This is a genomic window from Chryseobacterium ginsenosidimutans, from assembly GCF_039536845.1.
In the GTDB taxonomy this organism is placed as follows: Bacteria; Bacteroidota; Bacteroidia; order Flavobacteriales; family Weeksellaceae; genus Chryseobacterium; species Chryseobacterium ginsenosidimutans_B.
On the sequence record NZ_BAAAZJ010000003.1, the window covers coordinates 615,390 to 638,892 of the forward strand.

17 protein-coding genes are annotated in these 23,503 nt (G+C 34.0%); 8 read left to right on the top strand and 9 right to left on the bottom strand.

The window, feature by feature from the left end:
- Window positions 1–200 precede the first annotated feature (200 nt).
- Window positions 201–812: an alpha-ketoglutarate-dependent dioxygenase AlkB family protein gene (locus ABD745_RS02890; RefSeq protein WP_344824890.1), complete on the top strand. Its 612-nt coding sequence runs from the start codon at window positions 201–203 to the stop codon at window positions 810–812.
- A gap of 176 nt (window positions 813–988) precedes the next feature.
- Here the strand turns inward: ABD745_RS02890 and ABD745_RS02895 are convergent, their stop codons facing one another.
- The 4 genes from ABD745_RS02895 to ABD745_RS02910 all read right to left on the bottom strand — a co-directional run bounded on the left by ABD745_RS02895 (window position 989) and on the right by ABD745_RS02910 (window position 6,825).
- Window positions 989–2,851, bottom strand: coding sequence for a CocE/NonD family hydrolase (locus tag ABD745_RS02895; RefSeq protein WP_344824893.1), 1,863 nt, complete (start codon window positions 2,849–2,851; stop codon window positions 989–991).
- 256 nt (window positions 2,852–3,107) lie between these two features.
- Window positions 3,108–5,819 (bottom strand): TonB-dependent receptor, encoded by a 2,712-nt coding sequence (locus ABD745_RS02900; protein WP_344824896.1) that lies wholly within the window; start codon window positions 5,817–5,819, stop codon window positions 3,108–3,110.
- 86 nt (window positions 5,820–5,905) lie between these two features.
- On the bottom strand, window positions 5,906–6,325 hold the full coding sequence (locus tag ABD745_RS02905) for an SH3 domain-containing protein (protein ID WP_344824899.1): 420 nt from the start codon (window positions 6,323–6,325) through the stop codon (window positions 5,906–5,908).
- A gap of 5 nt (window positions 6,326–6,330) precedes the next feature.
- Window positions 6,331–6,825, bottom strand: a complete 495-nt coding sequence (locus ABD745_RS02910; RefSeq protein WP_047399772.1) for a BON domain-containing protein — start codon at window positions 6,823–6,825, stop codon at window positions 6,331–6,333.
- A gap of 221 nt (window positions 6,826–7,046) precedes the next feature.
- On the opposite strand from ABD745_RS02910, the gene ABD745_RS02915 reads away from it, so the two are divergent.
- Together ABD745_RS02915 and ABD745_RS02920 are read left to right on the top strand one after the other, a co-directional pair.
- Window positions 7,047–8,297 carry a dicarboxylate/amino acid:cation symporter gene (locus tag ABD745_RS02915; protein ID WP_344824904.1) on the top strand — a complete coding sequence of 417 codons (1,251 nt, stop codon included), beginning with the start codon at window positions 7,047–7,049 and terminating at the stop codon, window positions 8,295–8,297.
- A 58-nt stretch (window positions 8,298–8,355) separates the two neighbouring features.
- Entirely contained in the window at window positions 8,356–9,069 is a 714-nt protein-coding gene (locus ABD745_RS02920; RefSeq protein ID WP_344824907.1) for a phytanoyl-CoA dioxygenase family protein, read from the top strand.
- Between the two features lie 141 nt (window positions 9,070–9,210).
- Here the strand turns inward: ABD745_RS02920 and ABD745_RS02925 are convergent, their stop codons facing one another.
- Complete coding sequence (locus ABD745_RS02925) at window positions 9,211–12,015, bottom strand: GH92 family glycosyl hydrolase (RefSeq protein ID WP_344824910.1); 2,805 nt, start codon at window positions 12,013–12,015, stop codon at window positions 9,211–9,213.
- 328 nt (window positions 12,016–12,343) lie between these two features.
- Here ABD745_RS02925 and ABD745_RS02930 point away from each other — a divergent pair, with 328 nt between their 5' ends.
- From ABD745_RS02930 to ABD745_RS02950, 5 genes are all read left to right on the top strand, one after another.
- Window positions 12,344–14,302, top strand: coding sequence for a hypothetical protein (locus tag ABD745_RS02930; protein WP_344824913.1), 1,959 nt, complete (start codon window positions 12,344–12,346; stop codon window positions 14,300–14,302).
- 4 nt (window positions 14,303–14,306) lie between these two features.
- Window positions 14,307–15,029 carry a hypothetical protein gene (locus ABD745_RS02935; RefSeq protein WP_344824916.1) on the top strand — a complete coding sequence of 241 codons (723 nt, stop codon included), beginning with the start codon at window positions 14,307–14,309 and terminating at the stop codon, window positions 15,027–15,029.
- Window positions 15,030–15,152: 123 nt separating this feature from the next.
- Window positions 15,153–16,259, top strand: coding sequence for an Mrp/NBP35 family ATP-binding protein (locus ABD745_RS02940; RefSeq protein WP_344824919.1), 1,107 nt, complete (start codon window positions 15,153–15,155; stop codon window positions 16,257–16,259).
- 45 nt (window positions 16,260–16,304) lie between these two features.
- Complete coding sequence (locus ABD745_RS02945; RefSeq protein ID WP_052185995.1) at window positions 16,305–16,553, top strand: NifU family protein; 249 nt, start codon at window positions 16,305–16,307, stop codon at window positions 16,551–16,553.
- 762 nt (window positions 16,554–17,315) lie between these two features.
- Window positions 17,316–17,930, top strand: a complete 615-nt coding sequence (locus ABD745_RS02950; RefSeq protein WP_344824924.1) for a helix-turn-helix transcriptional regulator — start codon at window positions 17,316–17,318, stop codon at window positions 17,928–17,930.
- Window positions 17,931–18,077: 147 nt separating this feature from the next.
- Here the strand turns inward: ABD745_RS02950 and ABD745_RS02955 are convergent, their stop codons facing one another.
- The 4 genes from ABD745_RS02955 to ABD745_RS02970 all read right to left on the bottom strand — a co-directional run bounded on the left by ABD745_RS02955 (window position 18,078) and on the right by ABD745_RS02970 (window position 23,285).
- Window positions 18,078–18,815, bottom strand: coding sequence for a hypothetical protein (locus ABD745_RS02955; protein WP_344824927.1), 738 nt, complete (start codon window positions 18,813–18,815; stop codon window positions 18,078–18,080).
- A 405-nt stretch (window positions 18,816–19,220) separates the two neighbouring features.
- Window positions 19,221–22,262, bottom strand: coding sequence for a choice-of-anchor I family protein (locus ABD745_RS02960; protein ID WP_344824930.1), 3,042 nt, complete (start codon window positions 22,260–22,262; stop codon window positions 19,221–19,223).
- Between the two features lie 220 nt (window positions 22,263–22,482).
- Window positions 22,483–22,635: a hypothetical protein gene (locus tag ABD745_RS02965; RefSeq protein WP_344824933.1), complete on the bottom strand. Its 153-nt coding sequence runs from the start codon at window positions 22,633–22,635 to the stop codon at window positions 22,483–22,485.
- A complete protein-coding gene (locus tag ABD745_RS02970; RefSeq protein WP_047399792.1) occupies window positions 22,632–23,285 on the bottom strand; it encodes an NAD-dependent epimerase/dehydratase family protein in 654 nt (217 codons plus the stop codon). Before ABD745_RS02970 ends, ABD745_RS02965 begins: the two co-directional genes overlap by 4 nt.
- Between the last annotated feature and the right edge of the window lie 218 nt (window positions 23,286–23,503).

The window sequence follows — 23,503 nt, forward strand, 5'->3', positions numbered from 1 at the left end:
CAATAGGAACGGACTTTAGTCCGTTTTACAAAAATTGCCTAATCAATTGGCTTTAGCCAAAACTTATTTTATAAAAAAATCAACGGCAAATTTGTTATTCCGTAGGAATTCAGATTAAAATTTAAAATATTAGGCTTAGATTCCTACGGAATGACAAACTGACGCTGAACATTAAATACAAAACACAAACCTTAAACTTTATGTTAAACTTATTCGAAGACATATCAGATTATCCTGTAAATATTCTTCCGAAAGACGGAACTGTTCACTATTACGGAAAAGTTTTCTCAAAGGAAAAATCAGATTTTTATTATGATTATTTATTCAGTCAAGTTCCGTGGGAAAATGATGAAGCGGTGATTTTCGGAAAATTGATTTTAACCAAAAGAAAAGTCGCATGGTTTGGAGAAAAACCATTTGAATATACCTATTCAAAGCGAACAAAATATGCAAAATTCTGGACTCCGGAATTATTAAAGTTAAAACAGAAATGTGAGGAAGTTACAGGAGAAACTTATAATTCCTGTTTGCTCAATTTATATCATGATGGAAGTGAAGGAATGGCGTATCACAGCGATGGTGAGAAAGATTTGAAAAAACATGGTGCAATTGCTTCTCTAACTTTTGGAGCGGAAAGAAAATTTTCATTTAAACATAAAACAACCAAAGAAAAAGTAGAAATATTTTTAGAAAACGGAAGTTTATTGGTCATGAAAGGTACAACGCAGGATCATTGGATGCATCGACTTCCACCGACAACAAAAGTAAAAACTCCGAGAGTGAATCTGACGTTCAGAACGATTGAAGAGTAATATTTTAATTAAACGCAAAGATTTAACCACAAGTTTGTCATTCTGTAGGAATCTCAACCCAGTATTTTAAATTTTAATCTCTAATAAATAAGTCTGGATTCCTACGGAATGACAACTGGGTGAATGGTCTGTGCAAAAAAAATAAAAGCTGCTCAAATCTGAACAGCTTTTTTAATTTATTTTAAAACCTCAACTTCAATCGCACTATCATCGAAAACTTTGATAAATGCTTTCGTATAATCTTCTTTCGCTGCAAAATTAGGATTGTCCAAAAATTTCTGTGGATTAATTGCAAACAATGGGAACCAAGTGGAAGAAATTTGTATCTGGATTTTATGTCCTTTTTTGAAGGTATGAACAACATCCTGCAATCTGAAGTTCACAGCAGTTTTTTGATTCGGAACCAAGGCTTCTGCTTTTTCTCTCGAATTTCTGAATCTTGCAGGCATGATTTCACTTCTTACCATTTGATGATAGTTTCCGTAAATCACACCGTCTTTTTTCTCAACGGGTTTAAAATCTTCAGGATAAACATCGATTAATTTCACTGCAAAATCCGCATCTGTGGAAGTTGAAGCGATATTTAACTTAGCCATAATTTCTCCTGCGAAAGTCATATCGTCTGTTAAAACGTCAGTCGTAAAAGTCAATACATCAGGTCTTCCTTCTGCAAATCTTTGATCTTCCGACATATAATTTCTTGGAGTAAACCCATTGAAATCTTTCAGATTATCGGAACTTAAAACAGGATTATTCGGATCACTGTAATATTCTGAAGAGCCTTGTCCTGCTGAGTTTTTCAATGTGCCATTTGATAGATAGAAATTGACTTTTTGACCTTCTTTCGGAGGATAAGTTGCAAATTCTCTCCATTGTTTTGCTCCTGTGTCATACATTAAAGCTTCCGGTAAACCTGCATCTTGTTTTGTATTTCCTTTTAAATAATGATTAAAGAATTTCGTCTCAATATTTTTTTGATAATACGTGGCAATGCTGTCTCCAAAATAAATTTCATTATGGAAATGTTTCCCTTGTTCATACGCCCAGGCTCCATGAGAGAAAGGTCCCATCACAATCGTATTTTTGGCTTTCGGACTTGTTTTTTCAATGGTTTTGTAAATATTTAAAGGTCCGGATAAATCTTCTGCATCAAACCAACCTCCGACAGACATTACTGCATGATTTACGTTTTTAAGATGAGGTAAAAGACTTCTTTTTTGCCAGAATTCATCATAGTTGGTATGATTCATAATTTCTGTCATAAAGAAATTGTCTTTGTAATATTTATCATAACCGTCTTTCAACGTTCCCATGTCTCTGTAAAATTTCAAACCATCTTCCGAAGTGGTTTTAATCATAGAATCGGAATACCAAGCCTTGTTTTCAGCCTTTGTTTTCTGAACCCCGAAAACCGGAAAAGTTCTGAAATAGCCCAACATAAATCTTCCGTTGTGAAGAAAATCGTCATTCCAGAAATCTGAAATTGGAGCTTGTGGAGAAGACGCCACCAAAGCCGGGTGTTGCGCCAAAATCCCAACAGCTGTGTAAAATCCCGGATATGAAGTTCCGTATTGACCCACTTTTCCGTTGTTGTCTTTAATGTTCTTGATTAGCCAATCAATCGTATCGTAAGTATCTGTACTTTCATCGACATCTTTTTTGGTCTTGCGGTCAACCTGCGGAGTCATGTTGGTGAAAGTTCCTTCACTCATATATCTTCCGCGAACATCCTGAAATACAAAAATATATTTGTCTTTCATTAAATACTGGTTGGGACCAAGCTTCGTTCTGTATTCGTTTTCACCGTAAGGAGCAATGCTGTAGCAGGTTCTCTGCATTAAAAACGGATATTTGGTTTTATTGGAAATATCTTTCGGAATATAAACAGCGGTGAAAAGTTTTACCCCGTCACGCATTGTGATATAAAATTCCTTCTTGGTAAAATTATCTTTCACAAAAGTATCCGCGGGTTGTTGTTTATTCTGCGAATTTCCAAATATGAAACATAAAATGAATAAAATTGAAAAATGAATCTTCATTATATAAAATTTGACGCTAATTTAAAAATAAAAATGTTTTTAAATAATGGATCTTTTTAGTTTAATTTTTATAATTGAGTAATGGCAAAATTTTACACAAAATTTTGTCATTCCGTAGAAATCTCAGCAATAGCTTTATTAATTTAATCTCTAATAAATGAACTTAGATTCCTACGGAATGACAAACTTGATGTATATTTTACTTAAAAATATTAGTGCTTGTTTCTTAAGAAATCCATGCAGTTATGTTTTAAAATCACATTTTCTTCCCTGCAAATTTATTAAGCTTCATGGTCAGCGAAAACATGATGTAACGTTTCAGGATTAAATCCTCACGGTCTTCCACATATGATGCTGTAATCGTTCTTTTTACACTTTGATTTTGGTTCAAAATATCATAAACCTTCACTCTTGCCGTGAACTGTTTTTTGTAAAAAGAATATCCTAAACTCGTATTCAGGAAATAGAAATCTTTCTTGAAACCCGGAGCAATATTAGAACTTGTATTGTATTCGAAATCGTTTTCGAAAACCAAATTAGTTTTTATAAAATAATTGGTTAATTCCAGTCTAAAAGTCTGATACGTGTTTTTTATACTTTCAGTGTTATAATTTTTATAATCTGAAAACGAATAATTAATGTTATAAGAAGGTTTTATATTAATTTTATCTTTTCTGTCATACATTAAATTGATTCCAGGACTAAATACATAAGAATTCCCGATAAACATTTGCCCGTTGATAAATCCGCGGTTATATCTGTAACTCAAGTTTGCTTTTGGACTGATTGTGAATTTATTATCATCCCATTTAAAAGTTTTGCTGAAACCGCTTCCGATGCTTGCACTTTTGTTTCCGCTGATATTCGTATACGTTACAGACTGTTTACCGGAATCGTCGTAATATGAAAAATTAGTCGTGTCATTATTGGTGTAAGTAAAAGCGAAACTAACGTAATAATTAATATTTTTCGGGACATTAAAATTATTAAAATAAAGACTTGTTCTATTGCTCCATGCATTTTTAAGATCCGGATTTCCTTTATAAGTCACCAAAGGATTGGATTCGTCTACATACGGAATCAAACTGGCTGCAGAAGGGATCGTAAAACTCGCCGAATTATAAATATTTAATCTTGAATTTTGAGAAAGTCGATACTGCAACCCTGTATTGTAGTCGGGAAGGATGAAATTTCTTTGTAGTTCATAATGTTGTCCGTTGAAAACAGAATTATATTTCAAATCTGTAAAATCAACATTCGCGGTAGCCCAAATATTGAATTTTTGCTTATTCAATTCAATGGTAATTTGTGGAGAAAGCTGATTATTCTTCTCATTTGAACTGTTGGATAAGGCTAAATTATAGTTTGAATATTGCCCTGTAATTTTATCATAATCATTAACAATTCTGTCATTTATAGAATTTTTTGAGTCGTAATTTAATCCAAAACTCACATTCATAGAATCTGTAATCGGTTCAGTATATTTTGCGTTGAAAGAATAATTGCTGTTTTGCGCTTTGGTTTTGGACAACTGATTTCTGATGTCTCTTTTATTTACATCTTCGATTCCGTTTTCGTAAAAAAGCGTTTGAGAATTGATCAGACCGTTATTTTTATTTTGTGAAATTGAAGTATTTAAACTGGAATAAAAAACCCTCCCTTTCTTTCTGAATTTCCTGGAATAATGTAGATTCGGACTAAAATTATTGCTTTCTGAGTTGGAATTAGTTGATGACTGACTTTCATTCAACAGATCATTATCTTTAAAAGTGATCGATTTTCCTGATCTGAAGCTTGTTGTTTTTGAATGTGAAAATGCGGGTGAAAAATAAATGGTACTTAAAGTGTCCGGTTTTATTTTCAGAGATGAATTAAAATTATATTGTTCGGATTCATTTTCAGCCTGATTTTCAGAATTGGTTTTTAAATTATAATTCGGAAGAAAAGTCGTTTTTGAAACTTTTGAAGCCGTTTCCAAATTGGTGTCTGTTCGTGTAATTCCCAATGCATCAAGCTCAACTTCTTTATTTAATTTGTCACTGTAATTCACACCGATCGTTGTCGATTTCTGGATGCCTTTCATTGTATTTCCGGCTTGTGAATTTCGGGAACTTTTTCCGGAATCATCACCGGAAACGCTCTGTGAATTGATATTATTGGAAGAAACCACTAAACTGATCTTTGTTTTATCTTTAAAATAACTCAAAAATCCGTTTCCTTCATATCTTTTGTCAGAACCATAACCTGCGGTAAGCCTGGAAAGGAAGCCTTTATTTTTCTTTTCGTCAATATTAAAATTGATTGTTGTATTTTCAGATTTCGGAGTTTTTCCGGTGAGTTCTTCTTCTTTGGTTTTTGTGGTGGTAAACTGGATATTTTTGATAATGTCTGCAGGGATGTTTTTCAAGGCAATTTTTCCGTCCTTATCGAAAAAAGGTTTTCCGTTGATCATAATTTGATCCACATCTTTTCCGTTAACCGTAATTTTTCCGTCATTGTCAATTTCAACGCCGTTGATATTTTTTAGTAATTCTTCAATATTGCTGTCAGGACGAACCTTAATTGCATTGGCATTGAATTCAATGGTGTCTTTTTTGATTTTTATGGGAGAAACGGTAATTTTTACTTCTTCAATATCAGAAATCTGATTTTTATCTAATTGGATATCTCCCAAATTGATCGACTGATCTATTTTTTCAAATTTTTTGGAATAAGAAATTAATTTTTCGGCATCAATTTTTAAAAGTGATAGTTCGTTCAGTTCGTTTGTTTTTAATGAAAATCTTCCTTCTTTATTAGTAGAAGTGTAATTGATCACCGATGAATCTTTTTGTTTTAATAGATAAACAGTTGCGTTTTCAACAGGCTTCTTTTCAAAATCAGCAACTTTTCCGTCAATACTAAATTTTTGAGCATTCAGAATTAAAAAATTAAACGAAAATATCAGCAACCATAAAAATTTCTTCATTACATGTTTTTTGAAGCCGCTAAAATATAAAAAAACATCCCTGAATAGGGATGCCTGTGTTTTAAATAATGTTAAATCTTTTAAAATTAAGCTTTCAAATATCTTGAATAAGCATAACCTTCCTGTCCCTCATCATTTTTTACTTTCCACCAGTCATCAGAAGTTTGCTCGATTAAAGTTACCGATGAACCTTTTGCAGCTTTACCTACAATAGCAGCTTCCGTAGAAGGCTCTTGTCTGATATTTAAGTTTGATTCGTCTGTTGCAACCGTAAGAGCAGCACCTGCAGAAAGACCTGAAACCTGTACATCGATGTTGATATCTGAAGCAGAATAGGTAGAATCGATTGCTCCTAAAGCATTCCAAACTGCATCTTTTGCAGCTGTACTTGAAGCACTTCCTGAAACGTAAAGGATTCCGTCTTGTTCCTGAACTTGTAGATTAGAGATTGCCGCAGATTGAGCAGCAGAAACTACACTTGAATATTTATCTTGTAATGTGCTCATCTTGATTATTTTACTACTAATTTGTTATTGTATTTACCAATTTTCAAAGCGTCGATAGATTCTTTGATTTTTCTAGCATCAGCAGAAGATACGTTTCCTGTAAGAGTAAGCTCGCCGTTTACAACCTCTACTTTTACCGCAGGGAAATCTTTCACCGCATCTTGAACTTTTTGCTGAACTTCAGGAGCTACAGCAGAAGTAGTTTCTACAGGAGTAGCAACTGTTGCAGCAGCCGGAGCTACAGTAGCCATGTCCATAACATCTTTTACACCGTTAATAGCTTTCAATTGTTTGATCATTGCATCTTTAGCCTCCTGAGTCTCAAAAGTTCCGCTTAAGTGAGCAACACCTTCTTTTACTTCCACAGAAGCTCCGGGATTTGTTGTCACTACAGTAGTAGCCTGAGTTTGAAGATCGGCATCAGAAACTTTCTTTTTACAAGAAACAGCTCCAAAAGACACAGCTACAGCCAATGCAGCCATTGCGATAGTTTTTTTCATAGTTGTATATTTTTTTAATATGTTAATACGAGTAAATGTAATAATAAAATTCGTACCAAAAGAATAAAAATAAAATAAATTTTCATAATATTCTATGCAATATTGTATAAATCAGAGAATTAATCTTAAGTAATGTTTAATTTAACATAATATTAATCATCTTGAAATCAAACTTGTACCAATTGTAAAAATATTATATTTGCGAAACTTGAATTATTGATATGAAAGGACAAAATAAACTCTTTATAGCGATTATTATAGCGCTTATTATAGGTGTAGCAATTGGCGGATTTGTGCATACACAGTATCCCGAAAGTGCAGAACCTTTTTCTAAAAACATTAAGCTTTTAGGAACAGTTTTCATCCGTTTGGTTCAGATGATCATTGCTCCGTTGGTTTTCACGACTCTGGTAGTGGGAATTGCAAAAATGAGCGATATTAAAATGATCGGAAGAGTAGGAACAAAGGCAATGTTGTGGTTTATTTCCGCTTCTTTGCTTTCACTTTTTATTGGTTTAATATTGGTAAACTGGTTAGAACCGGGACACGTTACCAAACTTCCGATTCAGGATGCGGCTTCTGCAGAAGAATTATTGAAAAGCAGCAAAGGTTTTTCAATGGAAGATTTTGTAAAGCATATTATTCCTAAAAGTATCTTTGAGGCTTTTGCAACAAATGAGGTTCTGCAGATTGTAGTTTTTTCTATTATGTTCGGGATAGCTTTGGCGAATTTAGGGGAAGAATATTCTCAGCCTGTCATCAAATTATTCGACATCGTAGCACATGGGATCCTGAAAATGGTGGGTTACATCATGTGGTTTGCACCGCTTGGAGTTTTGGGAGCGATTGCTGCAGTTGTGGCAACCAATGGTTTTGAGATTTTTAAAGTATATGCCATTTATTTACGAGATTTCTTCTTTGCATTGGCAATTCTTTGGCTGGTGCTTTTATTGGTAGGATATTTAATACTTGGAAACCGTCTTTTCGAATTGCTGAGAAGAATAAAATCACCTCTATTAATTGCATTTTCAACGACAAGCTCGGAAGCAGTTTTCCCGAAATTGGTTGAAGAGCTGGAAAGATTCGGCTGTAATAATAGAGTAGTGTCTTTTATTTTACCTTTAGGATATTCTTTCAATCTGGACGGAAGTATGATGTACATGACGTTTGCATCAATTTTCATTGCTCAGATCTACGGAATTGAAATGACAGTCGGTCAACAAATTACCATGCTTTTGGTACTAATGTTAACTTCAAAGGGAATTGCTGGAGTTCCGAGAGCTTCTTTGGTGATTATTGTAGCAACATGTTCTATGTTCGGAATTCCACCGGAAGGTATTGCCTTAATTTTACCGATCGACCATTTCTGCGATATGGGAAGAAGTATGACGAATGTTTTAGGAAATGCGTTGGCAACTTCTGCCGTTTCAAAATGGGAAGGGCAGTTGGAAGATCATGGCGGGAAAATGTGATTTTAAAATTATAAATATAGCTTAATTGACCATTTTTATTATGTAAATTTTATTTTAAATGAACTTGCAAAATCATAAAAGTTTAATTACAGAAAACGGTTTCACAGTCATCAATAATATTTTTTCTGATGAAGAAATTGAAAAAATAAGTGAAGTCATTCGTAATATTGATACTTCAAAAGAAACATTCAGGAAATCGGAAGATCTTTTTGCAATCAGGCAGTTTTTAAAGGAGATTCCTGAAGTGAATGATTTAATTTTTAATGAAAATATTAAAATAATTATTAAAGAAATCTTTGGAGAAAAGTATTTAGCAGTAAAAAGTATTTATTTTGACAAACCTGAAAAATCGAATTGGTATGTTGCTTACCATCAGGATTTAACGATTTCTGTTGATAAAAAAGTTGAGTTACCCAATTTCGGACCGTGGACGACAAAGCAAAATCAGTTTGCTGTTCAGCCTCCTTTGGATATTCTTGAAAATATTTTCACCATAAGAATTCATCTGGATGATACCGATGAAAACAATGGAGCTTTAAAAGTTGTTCCAAAGTCTCACGCCAAAGAAATTTACAGACCGGAAACAATCGATTGGACGATAGAAACCGAAACAATCTGCAGCGTAAAAAAAGGCGGAATTATGATCATGAAACCTCTTATTCTTCACGGTTCTAACCGCACAACAAACGGTAAGAAAAGAAGAGTGATCCACATCGAATTTTCTGATATGGAATTACCGGAAGACCTCAATTGGTCGGAGAGGATGAATTGATGTTCAATGATTTGCCATTCTGAACGAATCAAAGAATCCCTTTGTTTATAGATGCTAAGGCTCTCGAAGCATCTCAATATAAAAAACAAAACCTCTCTCAAATCGAAAGAGGTTTTATTATTTAGATGAAATATTTAAAAATTATTTGACAGAAATCTCATCAATAAAAATATAAGCATCTCCACCGGCTCCTAAATGCCATTCAGGAAGTTTCCCGAAATGATAGGCTTTTACTTTGATGTAACGAGCTTGTGTAGGCAATACTTCTGTTGAAAAATCTTTAACCTGAGCGGTTTCATTTTTCGGATCAACCGTGTTGTCAACCGTTTTTAATAAAATGAAATCTTTGCCGTTATTGGAAGCGTAATATTCCACTTTTTTGGGCATTAAAATCCATGCTCTGCTGTCCTGAAGGTATGTTGAAGACAGGTTTGTGATCTGTTGAGGTGATTTCATGTCGATAATCGCTTCAAAAGTCTGTCCCTGATAACCCAGCCATTCACCTTTTCTCCAGTTGGCATCACCATTAATTCCATCAATTAAAGATAATTTTCCACTTGCTACATATTGCGGATTCGGTGTAGAATTCACTGTGATATCCCAATTATTCGGTCTTCTGTTAAAATTAGAAGTTACGATCGAGCTTTTCTCACCATTTCTTTCTGCGTAAGCCGAAACCTGAGTTGTTTTTGTAATTGTAAACGGTTCTTTGTAAGGTTTGAACGTTTTTCTAACATTAGCATCACCTTCATCCATTGTCATGTAATAAATTTTATCATTCGGATTCAGTGAAGTGATCTCAACTTTTGTGTTTAAATCAAAAATTCTCGCTGCAGCAATGACAGGAGTTGCCGTTAATTCATCATATTTGAAATCTTTGAATGATTTTGCATTTTCGAAACCTAGTTTTTTAAGTTCATCTTTGCCTGTATTTTTAGTGATCGTTCTTGTTGTTCCGTCTTCCAGATGAATTTTAACCTCATCAAAATAAGGCTTGGTCGTCTGCCATTCGGGTAATCCCGGAGTCACGGAATAAATTCCCATCGAGCTTAAAATATACCAAGCGCTCATTTGTCCGCAATCTTCGTTTCCGATTAAACCATCCGGAGCATTTTTGTAATAATTATCAAGAATGAACTTTATTTTTGCATCCGTTTTTTCAGGCTTACCTACATAATTATAAAGATAAGCAATGTGGTGACTCGGTTCGTTTCCTTGGGCGTATTGTCCGATCAGACCTGTAATATCCACCTGTTCTCTACCGGTTGTTTTGTCCGGAGCAGAGAAAATAGCATCAATAAATTGTTCGAATTTTTCTTTTCCTCCATGAGCAGCGATCAACCCCGGAATATCCTGCTGAACAGAATAGGAATAATGCCAAGAATTTCCTTCTGTATAATTATTGTTAACTTCTGTCGGTTCAAATGGTTCGTACCAGTTTCCGTTCTTTCTTGGCTGCATAAAACCGTTTTTCGGATTGTACAGATTTTTCCAGTTTTGAGAACGTTTCATGAAATATTGATAATCTTCTTTTTTGTCTAAAATCTTAGCCATTTGAGCGATACACCAGTCATCATAAGCATATTCCACTGTTTTTGAAACACTTTCGTGCTCATCGTCAATAGAAATATAATTGTTTTGTTTGTAGGCATTTAAACCAAAAATATCCAGCATTGCAGAATTTTTAGAAGCCTGAAATGCTTTTTCATAATCAAAACCTGTGATTCCTTTTGCCATCGCATCTGCAATTACAGAAACTGCGTGGTAACCGATCATACATTCCGTTTCGTTGGAAGCCAGTTCCCAAACCGGAAGTTTCCCGCCCTGCTCGTATTGTTTAATAAAAGTATTAACGAAATCTGCCGTTCTTTTTCTGTCAATTAAAGACATTAAAGGATGCGCTCCTCTGAAAGTATCCCAAAGTGAGAAAACCGAATAATAATCGAAATTGTTTGCTGTGTAAAATTTGTTGTCGCGACCTCTGTATTTTCCGTCAACGTCCATATTGATATTTGGCTGCGTGAAAACGTGGTACATTGCGGTGTAGAAAACAGTAAGTTTATCTTTGTCGGAAGATTTAACTTCAATTTTTGATAATTCTTTGTCCCAATTTGCAGTAGCCTGTTTTTTGATTGATTCAAAGTCATTAGACTTACCTTCTGCAAGCATATTTTTTCCCGCACCTTCGTAACCTGTCGGAGAAATCGCCACTTTTACGTTGATTTTTTCTCCTTTTTTAACAGTTGTTGAAAATGCTAAAGCCAATTTTGTTCCTGTGAAAAGATTATTTTCGTCTTTTCCATTCACTAGTTTTTTTGAAATTTTCATTGGTTTTGAAAATTCAATTCTTGCATAAATGTACTGGTTGGTTGCCCAGGCTTCACTTCTTCTGAAAACTTCAATCGTTTTACTGTCAATTATTTTAACCTCACCTTCAAGCAATTTGTCTCTGTGATTTAAGTCTAAAATAATATTGGCGTTTCCTGCATTATTGAAAGTGTATTCATGATAACCGACTCTTTTTGTAGTTGTTAATCGGACATGAATATTGTTTTTGTCTAAGGTAACGGAATAAAATCCTGCCGTTGCTTTTTCGTTTTTGTGCGAAAATTTTGATGAATAATCTTTGTTATTCAAACTTGGATTTCCCATTGTCGGCATCAGCATAATGTCACCGTAATCTGAAACTCCCGTTCCGTTTAAGTGAGTATGAGAAAACCCATAGATCAAAGAGTCCGAATAGTGATAACCGCTGCAACCATCCCAGCTTCCGTCAATTCTTGTGTCAGGAGATAGCTGTACCATCCCGAATGGAACAATTGCTCCCGGAAATGTATGCCCATGACCGCCTGTTCCGATAAAAGGATTAACGTATTGCGAATAATTCTGGGCTTGTAAATAAAGGGAAGTGAGAAAAAAAAGTAAGATGAATTTTTTAGAGCTCATTAGTTTGTTTGATGTAATTTTTACTTGATATAGATTTTAACAAAACTAACAAAATTTCATTACATATTATGATAAATCAAAGAGCATTGGGAAATGTATAAATATAACCCAAAAGTGTTATTAAAAACAAAGGTAAAAATGATTAAATTTGATAAAAGCTAAAAAAAATATTACCATGAATATCAAATTAAAAAAGACGGCTGAGTTCATCTTTATATTTTCATTTATCTGATTTTTCAGAAAAACTCCATTTACTATTTTATCAAATGATTTCAGATTATATCTGAAGTTTGATGTATCGCAGTTCAAATTCTTAAACGTTATCACCATGGAAGCCATTTTTTATTTCATATTATTTGTTGCCCTTCTTTTTATAGGATTATATTTTAAAGATTATTTCTATTCCTCCAAAAAATTGAAAATATCCAGACATATCAACGGACGATATCCCTATTATTTTACACCTAAAAAACCTGTGAAATGGTTTGATTTTACAGGGCTTATCAATAGTTTCAGAATGGTTTCCCTGTCGGCGGATATTCTTTCTATTATTGATAAAAGAGAAGTTCAGACGGCGATGGGAAAAGATACTGGAAATGAATTGGCAAGTAATGATTTTAATACATCGGAAAATGAATTTTGGTTTGATTTTATCGCAGATACAGGCGATGGTTTCGATTCTACAACGACCGTTTTTTATCATTTAACAAGAGATAGTTATACCTATTCTTTTAAAAATCCGGAACATCAAAATAGCCATGAGGAAACGGAAATTACTCTTAAAAAAGGTTCTGCTTTGGTTGTAGGTGGAGATTTGGTATATCCTGTAGGTTCGGAAGTTCATTACAGGGATCGTTTCAAAGGTCCCTTAAGGTTTGTTGCTCCGGATACCGGAGAATCTGGTCCTGTTCTTATTGCAACCCCCGGCAATCATGATTGGTATGACGGTCTGAGTGCTTTTTTCAGATTGATGTGTCAACAAGGGAAAATTGGGAATTACAGGACTGTGCAAAACAGAAGCTATTTTGCATACTCGTTGAGAGATCATGTGCATCTTTTCGGTATCGACAATCAATTGCTGGGAGATATTGATATTCCTCAGATGACTTTTTTTACAGATTATGTAAAGAAAATATCAGAGAAAAATCCGAAAAATCATGTGATCCTTCTCATTGCAGAACCGTATTGGTACAATTACGATATCAACGACAGGTACAAAAGAAAACAGAGAATGGACAGTCTTGAATACATCATCAGAACATTGACTGTTGCTGTGAAAAATCTTGAAGTCAGCAATATAAAATCTGAAATAGTTTTTGAGGTGGTTTTGACAGGAGATATACATCATTATGCAAACTACAAGCTTGAAGAAGACGGTGAAAAATTCGATAATGAAGTGAAACATTTTATAACTTCCGGTGGAGGCGGGGCTTTTGGGCATGTTACAGATTTTTTAAAGGAAAAAATTACAATTCCCGTTCTGCAGAATGCGAAAACAACAGGTTTGAATTACAAACTTGATGAGGTATATCCTTCAAAAGAAAAATCATGTAAAAAAATATTCTGGAATCTTATTTTCTTCATCGTTAATTATGAATTTACCACTTTAATGTTGCTGTTTTCCTTTATAACAACTTACATTTATCATTATTCAGACTCAATTTTAAAGAAACTGATACTTCTTTTAATTCCTGCATTATTTTGTGTCATTATAACCAAGGTTACCAGTACGGAATGTTCCAATAAAGAAAAATGGACCAGCGTTATTTTGCGCATTTTTTTGTTTATGAGTTCACTTTCTATTCAGCTGTATATACTTTATTTGTTTCCGGTTAAATTTGGTACAGAAGCAACTTTTCTGAGTGATGAAAATCTGCAGTTTTTAAATATTAACGGAATAAAAAATTTATTTGATATTCCTCCCCATACCAATTATTTTCTTTTCCAATGGATAGTTTGCGGGATTTTGCAATCGGCACTTTTCGGATTGTATATATTTTTTGGCTATTTCTTTTTTAAGCTTTATGTAACTGAAGTTTCTTCGGCAAAAGTAAATACGGGAAACAAAAGCTTTTTAAAATTTAAAATAACGGATACCGAAATTGTCATCTATGTCATTGCCATAAAAAAAGCATATAAGTGGATGAATTTACTTAAAAAGAAAAATGCAGAAAGCGTACAGAAAGAAATGCTTACGAAAGATCCTAAGAGATTTGTAAGAGATAATTTCAAACCCGATCCTGATAACAATGTAAGAATTATCGATAAAATAACCATAAAACTATAACATCATGAGTTCAAAATCAAATCAGCCAAACGGAGGTCCGGATGAAGCCCTGATTTCCTACCAACAACTGAGAATGTTCATCGGATTATTAGGACTTTGTCTTTCACTAATGCTTTTTCTCACAACATTTTTGTTGAATGACCAATCTCCTTTCAAGGTTAGCATCAGTCATTATTATTACAGTTTCGGGCATATCATTTTTGTAGGAACACTCTGCATTATGGGAGGATTGTTCGGAACGTACAAAGGCAAACGGAAATATGAAAATCTCGTTTCAAACCTTTGCGGGATTTTGGCGGTTTTAGTTGCTGTTTTTCCAACGAAATATGAAGGCTACGGAGGAAGTATTTATATCTGTCTAGAAAATTACAAAGGATGGTTTTCTTATGTACATTATGCCAGTGCAGGATTGCTTTTTGCGTTTTTCTCAGTTTATTGCTTTGCTTTTTTCCCAAAAACCGATGATAAACCTGAAACTCCAGAAGAAATATTGAAGAAAAAACGCAGAGACATTTATTATAGAATTTGCGGATGGGGAATTATTTTAAGTATCCTGTGCATAGGGATTATTGCAGTTTTAGATATCAGCCAAGATACAGTTTCATCCAGTATATTTTTAACATATTCCACGTTGATTTTTGAAACAACTTCATTGTTCTTCTTTTCCACTTCCTGGCTTTTAAAATCAAGCTCGACATGGAAAATAAAAGTTCCTTTTTTCAGATAAATATTATGCAAAGTTTCTAATTTACTATAAAATTCAGTTTTGCAAAAGAAAATATCTATCAGTCTCTTTACTTATTCTAAATAGCTAAAAAATGCGTAAATTTGTAAACAATTTATTTAGTATATGTTGACGAAAGAAAAGGTACAAAATTTCCTTAAAGAGATAGAAGTTGATGACTTGGTAAGTAATTTTCAGGTTATGGGCAACGATGTATATATTGATATGACAGCTCACTCACCTGCGATGCACGAAAAGAAAAAGCTTGAAGCAGCAATGAAACAGGCTTTTGCAAGTGAATTCGGGGAAGAAATTAATTTAAAATTAAAAATTGTTTCTCCGGAACCTAGTGAAATCCAGCAAAGTCAGATCAAAGGGAAACAAATCCCGGGGATTCAAAATATTATTGCCATTGCTTCCGGTAAAGGAGGAGTGGGTAAGTCTACCGTTGCTGCAAATATGGCGGTAACTTTGGCAAAAATGGGCTTTAAAGTAGGTATATTAGATGCTGATATTTATGGTCCTTCAGTTCCTACAATGTTTGATACGGAAGGTGAAAAGCCAATTTCTGTAGAAGTTAACGGTAAAAGCTTAATGAAACCTATTGAAAATTATGGTGTGAAAATGCTTTCAATAGGATATTTTTCAGGATCTAATCAGGCTGTTGTCTGGAGAGGTCCGATGGCTTCAAAAGCATTGAATCAAATGATAAGGGATGCAGCTTGGGGAGAATTAGACTTTTTATTAATAGATTTGCCTCCGGGAACGGGTGATATCCACTTGTCAATCATTCAGGAAGTTCCTGTAACGGGAGCTGTGATTGTAAGTACACCTCAACACGTAGCTTTGGCAGACGTAAGAAAAGGTATCGCAATGTTCCAGATGGAAAGTATTAATATTCCTGTTCTTGGATTAGTCGAAAATATGGCGTATTTTACACCGGAAGAATTACCTGATAATAAATATTATATCTTTGGAAATCAGGGGGCACAATATTTAGCTGATGATCTTGGAATTCCTGTATTGGGAGAAATTCCTTTAATTCAGAGTATCAGAGAAGCAGGAGATGTCGGTAGACCTGCGGCTTTGCAGGAAGGTTCTAAGATTGCAGAAATCTATACAGAAACTGCCCGTAAAATGGTTGAAAGTCTTTTAGAAAGAAATAAAAATCTTCCTCCGACTGAAGCTGTAAAGATCTCAACAATGGCAGGATGCTCGCCGAAAGCAAAATAATTATTTTCAATTTTGAAAAAACCGAATTGAACTGAAGAAAAAAATATGGAAACAAATATAACACACGAAGATACAGTAACAAGAGTAATGGAAGCTCTGGAAAGCATCCGACCGTTTTTGAATAAAGACGGTGGTGATATTGAGCTTATCGATGTGAAGGATAACTCGGTTTATGTAAAACTTTTAGGAAACTGTTCAGGATGTTCATTAAATTTTTCAACTTTAAAATTGGGAGTTGAAAATACAATCAAACAACACGCTCCGGAAATTGAAAAAGTAATAAACATAGAGTAAAAAATAAAAAATATATTTTTAAAGACAGACTTTTCAGGTCTGTCTTTTTTTTGTCTTCTAAAAAAGTGTCGTTGAATTGGGGGGCGCTTTTCCTTTCTTTGATTTTTAAATTAAATTACTTCAACAGTCAATTCTCTTTTTATATAGTGATAAGATTTTCTTTCTTAAAATAATCTGTTTAATTTGGCGGGATTGGATTAGTATAATTATTCAAAAGAGAAATTTAAAGAGATAAAAAAACGGTTTCGGAGAGAAAAGAAAAAACTGATTTTGATAATATAACACCGAAGAGAGATAATTTATAATTGTAACTAGTTTAATTTGTATATTGAAAGACAGTAATTTATACTTGTTTTTTTATTTGTTTTTAAGATAATAATGAAAAAAATTATGAAATTTTTTATAGTAATAATTCTATCTCTTAGTGAATATTTTATATGTTATTTTTGTAAAAATTTTATTTACAATGCGATATGGGGATGTGTGCTTGTAATCTTCTTTTTATTCTCACTGTTTAATGCCAAAATTATAAAGGCAAATAGAGGAAGATATCCAAAAATAAGAAATTCTGAAATTTTTTTCAGGATTGGAGAAATTACATTAAAATATCCCCAAAAGCCCTTCAATAGAGAAATTTCATTAAAAAAAATATGAAATTTGGTCTGCTACTTGTATTGTAAATAAAAAAATCCAAAGAACGATTTTTTCCGTATATAACAGGATATATCATTTTACGGAGAATTTCATCTAAAAAACTGAACTATGAAAAATATACTCATTGCTGATGGTCACTATGTTGTAAGGACAGGTACAGCTCTGGTACTGGAAACAAAACTTCCATATCCTTGTAAGATAGATTTTGCCGAAACATATTTAGAGACAAAAGAAAAAGTTTCCAAAAAATTATACGACCTGCTCATTATTGATATTGATATACCTGAAAGTATTTTTAAAGCAATGGTAAAAGAGCTTAAAAAGAAACAGAAACAACTGAAAATCCTTATTTTTTCTACCTATGATGAAAACGTTGGAATTCAATATATAGAAGAGGGAGCGGCTGGATATCTCAACAAAGGAGCTACGGAATCCGAAATTTTGGGTAGTGTTTGCTCTATTTTTGAAGAAGGATATTATTATACCATCAACATGATGAAAAAACTGGTAACCCATTCTACCGACAGTCATTCTGTGGAAAGACTTTCCAAAAGAGAGTTTCAGATTTTCAAATTATTGGCAGAAGGAAACGGGAATATCGAAATTTCAAACAGTTTAAACCTGAAAATGTCTACCATAAGTACCTACAAGAAAAAGATTTTTGAAAAACTGCAAGTGAAAAATGTAGTGGATCTTGTGAGGATTTATGATGATATGCATTAAAATAGAAAATCCGGTGAAATTTTTCGCTGGTTTTTTATTTGTTTAAATTTTAATCATCCTTTTTCCAGAGAATCTTGCAGAGCATTCACCCTGCAAAATGTAATCTGGTCTCCAATTGTGTTATTAGAATCTTTTTTTATAATTTGCTTAGAATTCTTCTACGATCAAAGATTCATAAACAGGAGTGCCAATGTTAATAAGTGTTGTCGTTAAACGTATAATAGACCCGTTGCCAAGATCATAAATATGCATAACATTATATTCATTAGAATTTCCTGCGGCATTTGATGGGCTTGCATTAGTCCAGGTACTTGGGCTTATTGATTGCACTGTTCTTCCCTGCCATACGCCACCAACTGCATTATTACCGTAGTATTCGGAGTCCCAAGTGAGGAAATTTCTTGCTGCACCGGTATTCGTTCTTATTTGCCAATATCCGCCGACTGCATTTGAATTATACCTGAAAGAATACGCACCAGAACCACTATTTATAACAGCGGATGGATTCGCAAGAATAAGACGTTGTTTTGTTACATATACGCCGGCACTCTCAAAATCATTTGCTACAACATCTCCGTTGGCATTTGTAGATAAACCAGGTGCGTTGGGCAACTGTGTTAATCTTACTCCTGATGCTCCTGATGTTCCGCTATTAACTTCCAGCTTGTTCACAGGTGCATTGGTCCCGACACCAACTCTTCCTAATGAAGTAACAACGACATCATTAAGCTGCTGAGCCGCAGTAGCTGCTCCTGTGGCAGGGTTGTCTTTAGCTCCGTCTACATGAAGCAGTGTTTGCGGATTGCTCGTATTTATTCCTACCTGTGCGGAGCATACAGTACTTCCAAGGATTAAAAACAGTAAAGGTGTAGTGAATTTTTTCATGTTCTTAGTATATAAAGGTTAGTTGAAGTAATTATAGATTTTTATTAGGGTGAAATTTTATTTTTCATCAGGTAAATGAAATTATCACATATAGGAGTGTGTAAATTCCCTTAATATTTTTATTTTTAGCGAATATAGACTATTTAATATTATAATGCCTTTTATTTTAAATATTTTATATTAAGTATTGTTAATTTAAAATAAAATTGATATTGCGCAATCGTTTTCTTTTATTTTAATGATAAAAAATATTTTTTATTGTAGGGTAATATGATTGATAAACAATTATTAATTAAGTTTTCTAACAGTCTATATTGATAAAATAAACTTACTTTTCTAAATTTAAAACACAAAAAAGCCCCGAAAAATCGAGGCTTATTTTCATCAACTAAATAATAATATATTCTACTTTACAATAACTCTTTTTATTTGTCCTTCTGAAGTTTTTACAAGATAAACTCCAGTAGAAAGCTTCGAAGTTTCTATTGTTAAAGCATTTTTCTCTTTTTCGATTAGTTTTCCGGACATATCGTACAATTCATAATCCTGAGCTCTGTTAAAATACAATGTATTTCCTTTTGCAACCGGATTAGGGAATATGTTGAACGTTGCTTTTTCAGCTTTTACTTCACCTGTTGCCAATGTCGGAGATTGTGCTATTTCATACATTGATAAAGTTCCGCTGATTTCGTTGGCAATCACTACATAACCTTTTCCTGTCGTCGTATTTTCAGGAGCAATATAGATGATTCCTTCCGGACCATTATCTCCTCCATAAGCCGAAGTTGAACGTGAATTTTTATAGTCTGTAAAAGTAGGATTATTAGGATCTGTCACGTTGTAAACCATTACACCTCCGGTTCTTTCAATGGTGATGAAAGCGTAAGTCTGGCCATTAATCGTTCCTAAAGTTACTCCTTCCGGTTCAGGACCTTTTGCACGGCTTCTGTTTTTTATAGTGTTCGATTCATTATCAGCATTGAAAATCAATGGATGATTGGCTGCGATGTATCTTTCAAATCTGTCGCCGCTATCATAAACGATCTGTTTGGTATCTGCATTGAAAATAGAGAAAGAACGGGCCCCTAAAGCTGAAATTTCCTCAAATTCTGCATCTCCGTCAGTATTTCCTGTCGCATTGCTCACTCTGAATCTTCCTAAATTATAAGATGCTTTTAAAATAGCCGATTGAGGGAAAAGTGTAGCATCCAAAGTATAATCATTCGCTCCAACCGTAGTTCTTTCACTGAAACCGCTAAGATCTTTTTCGTCACCTTCGTTCGCAGTTACGATATAGTTTGTATTTCCGATTTTATAATTCTGAACAGAATCCGGAGTGTAATATGTTTTTACAGGCCAGTTTGCAATTAAAACTTCACCATTATTATCAGAAGCATCAAAACCGTTTCCTGGAATGCTCATGTCTTTTTTACCTAATCCCCAAATGCTTGTAATCATTTTTGTAGCTAAATTAATTTCCGCAACGGCATTGTTTTCCTGAAGTGTAACCCAAGCTTTCTGGCTGTCAGAGCTTATGGTAACATATTCGGGTTCTAGATCCTGAGAAAGCGTATTGTTGGTTCTTACCTTTCTTAAACCTGTCGCTGCTAATGAAGCTAATTGAGAATCAAAAGCATTAAAATTAAGCGTTGTTACATTGCTTTGTGTAAGATTTCCGATTCCTCCCGAGATATCGATAATACTTACCGTTCCTTCCGGATCTACCGTGTAAGCATCGTTTGGTTCACCTTCATTGGCAGTCATTACTTTTGTTCCGTCTGGAGAGAAAGTGATCATATCCGGTAAAGCTCCAACTGTTACCTGTTTCAAGAAGTTTCCGTTAATATCAAAGAAAACAACCGAACCGTTTTGTTGCGGATTGGTATTGGGAGAGGCTGCAGCGATGATTCCGTTTTTCACAGCGATACTTGTGATTCCTCCGTAAGGTGCCATATTGATTGTGTTGATAACTGTCGGAGTATTCGGATTACTAAAATTAATAATATCAAAAACATCTGTAATTGAACTGATTGTAAATAATCTCTGTGTTGAAGGATCATGAACTACAATTTCCGTAGAACTTGTGCTGTTACCTGAAGGATCAAAACTTCCGATATAGTTTAATGAAATTTGGTTTGAAGGAACAGGAGCCGGTTTATCATTATCAACAATATAAACTGTTGCATTGTTATCTCCGGAGATGGTTGCTCCAACAGGGTTTTCAAGGCTTACTACAAAATATTCTGCCTGTTGTTCCTCTAAAGTATCATCAATAATAGGAATATTTACCGTATAACTTGTTGTTGACGGAGTAATATTGATGGTTTGATTAGCTAAAGTGAAATCATTACTGTCCGCTGTACCGAACGGTGCAGGTTTTACAACCAAATTAACTGTAGAAGTCGCAGGATTATTAACATTGATTTTAAATGCTAAAGTTCCTTGATTTTCATTGGCTTTAATAAAGTTTTTATCTAAAGAAATAGAAGTTCCCGCCGTTGTAAATGTCGTAGAAGTTGCTGTTGTCACTGCATTATCACTTGTATCTTCTACCATATTTGGTTTTAAAGCCAAGTAATAAGCCTGATTTGGAAGCAAACCTGAAGTAGGAATTACAGTGATTTTATTGTTGGCGAAAGTCGTTGTGAAGGGAACTTGAGTACCTGAAGCATTTCCAAGACGAAAATCTACAAGTGTTTGTGCATTAGAATCGTTGATCGTTGAGTTGTCTATTAATCTTACATTTTCGTTGAAAGAAATCGTAGGATTTACAGTCGTTGAGGCGTTATTTGTGCTGTTTGTAGGAAGATAAGCTACAGTTGGTGGAGTAGTGTCGGTTCCGCCAACGGCTGTTGCATCTACTGTGAAATTATCAAAACGGTTATTCCCGACTGTTCCTCCTGTTCCTGCAGCGAATTCAACTTTTAATTTAAAATTAGGATTATTTGCAACACCTGAGATTGAAGAAAAATCAAATGTAATTAATTGTGGATTGGCATCTTGTGGAGAAACCGTCTGATAAGGAACGAATGTCGTTCCGTCTGTAGAATACGACCAATTCTGAGTTCCAGCTCCTGAACCGGATCTTCTTGTCGTAAATTTTACCACAACATTATTATATCCTGTCGTAGGTAAATTGAACTGTAAATTACCATTGATAGGGAAATTATATCTCAAATGCGTTCCGGAAGCATCTCCGTTTCTTGCATTGAAATTATCAACATTGAAATTTTGTCCTGTCCCGCCTGCGAAATCAACATCAGTTGTTCCACTGATCACTGCATTAATAGAACCGCCTACTAAAGTGGAAGTCGGAGTGGTGATCGCTGTTGCCGAAGCATTGTTGTTAAAATTCCAGTAATGGATAAGAGATGTTTGTCCGAAAACTGCTCCCTGAAGGAAAAATGCAGCAATTACAGATCCTTTTAACAAGTAGTTATTAATCATTTTTTACTTACTTTAAATTTATGCAAAAATGAAGTTTCTACTTTGAAAACATTTTAAGAGAATCTTAAGAAATGTTTAATAAATAGGTTGTAATTAATGATTTTTGTTAAAAGCTGAATAAGGAAATTGTAAATCAGCGAAAAATGCAAAAAATAACGAACAGCAAATTAACCCCAAAGTAAATGTCTTAAGGTTCATTTGCTTATAAAGTTGTTTCCGCTTATTTTGAAACTTGCCCTGAAAATTTCAAATTTTTTCCTGTTGATTTATTTCCTTCCATTGGATGTTTCTGCATATAAAAAAATCCCGAAATTGCAGTCAGAACTAATAAAATAAAAGCAACCAGAAAAATTCTTTTTAACATTTCTTTCATATAGCTAGGTTTTTAATGTCTTTGATTTCTAACGTTGAGGTTGGATATCCTTTTTGTACTGCATTAATCATTGCTATACCTACCTCGTGTAAAGTTAATGATTTTGAAGGTAATAACATAGGGAAAAGCCAAATGACAGGTTTGAAAAACCATTTTACATTTTCCTGACCTTCAACGGGTTTCATAAATCCGGGACGGAAATTATAAGCAGCCTTAAAACCAAGTTTTCTCAACGCATTTTCAGTTCTGCCCTTTACTCTTGCCCACATTAGTTTTCCGCTTTCCGTTTTATCAGTATGTGCTCCAGAAACATAATTGAAAACCATATTCGGATTTTGATTGAGAACGGCTTTTGCAAAATGTAAAGTGGTATCGTAAGTGATTTTAGTATAATCTTCTTCGTTCATGCCTACACTGCTGATTCCGGCACAGAAGAAAACGGCATCATAACCTTTAAAATTTTCGTCATTCAGATCGATTTGCAGAAAATCTGAAACAATATATTCTTTAAGCTTGGCATGTTTTTTTCCGGAAGGTTTTCTGCTGACACTTAAAATTTCTGAAATGTTCGGATTCTCAAGGCATTCCATTAAAACACCTTCACCTACCATTCCTGTTGCTCCTGTGAGAATTATTTTTATTGAGTTCATTTCTTTATTATTATTGTTGATGACGTTCTATGATGTGCTTTTACTTTATGTGGTAGCAAAAATTATACAAATTTTTTAATTTTTGCGAAAATTAGCATTCTTTGAGGGTTTCAAAAATTTATTTTAAATTTTTGATTAGGTGTTTTAATAGAATCATTTCCTAGCCCCGATTGAGCGGCATGTCTGAGCTCTTTTCAGGTTTCGGCGGCAAAGCCGCC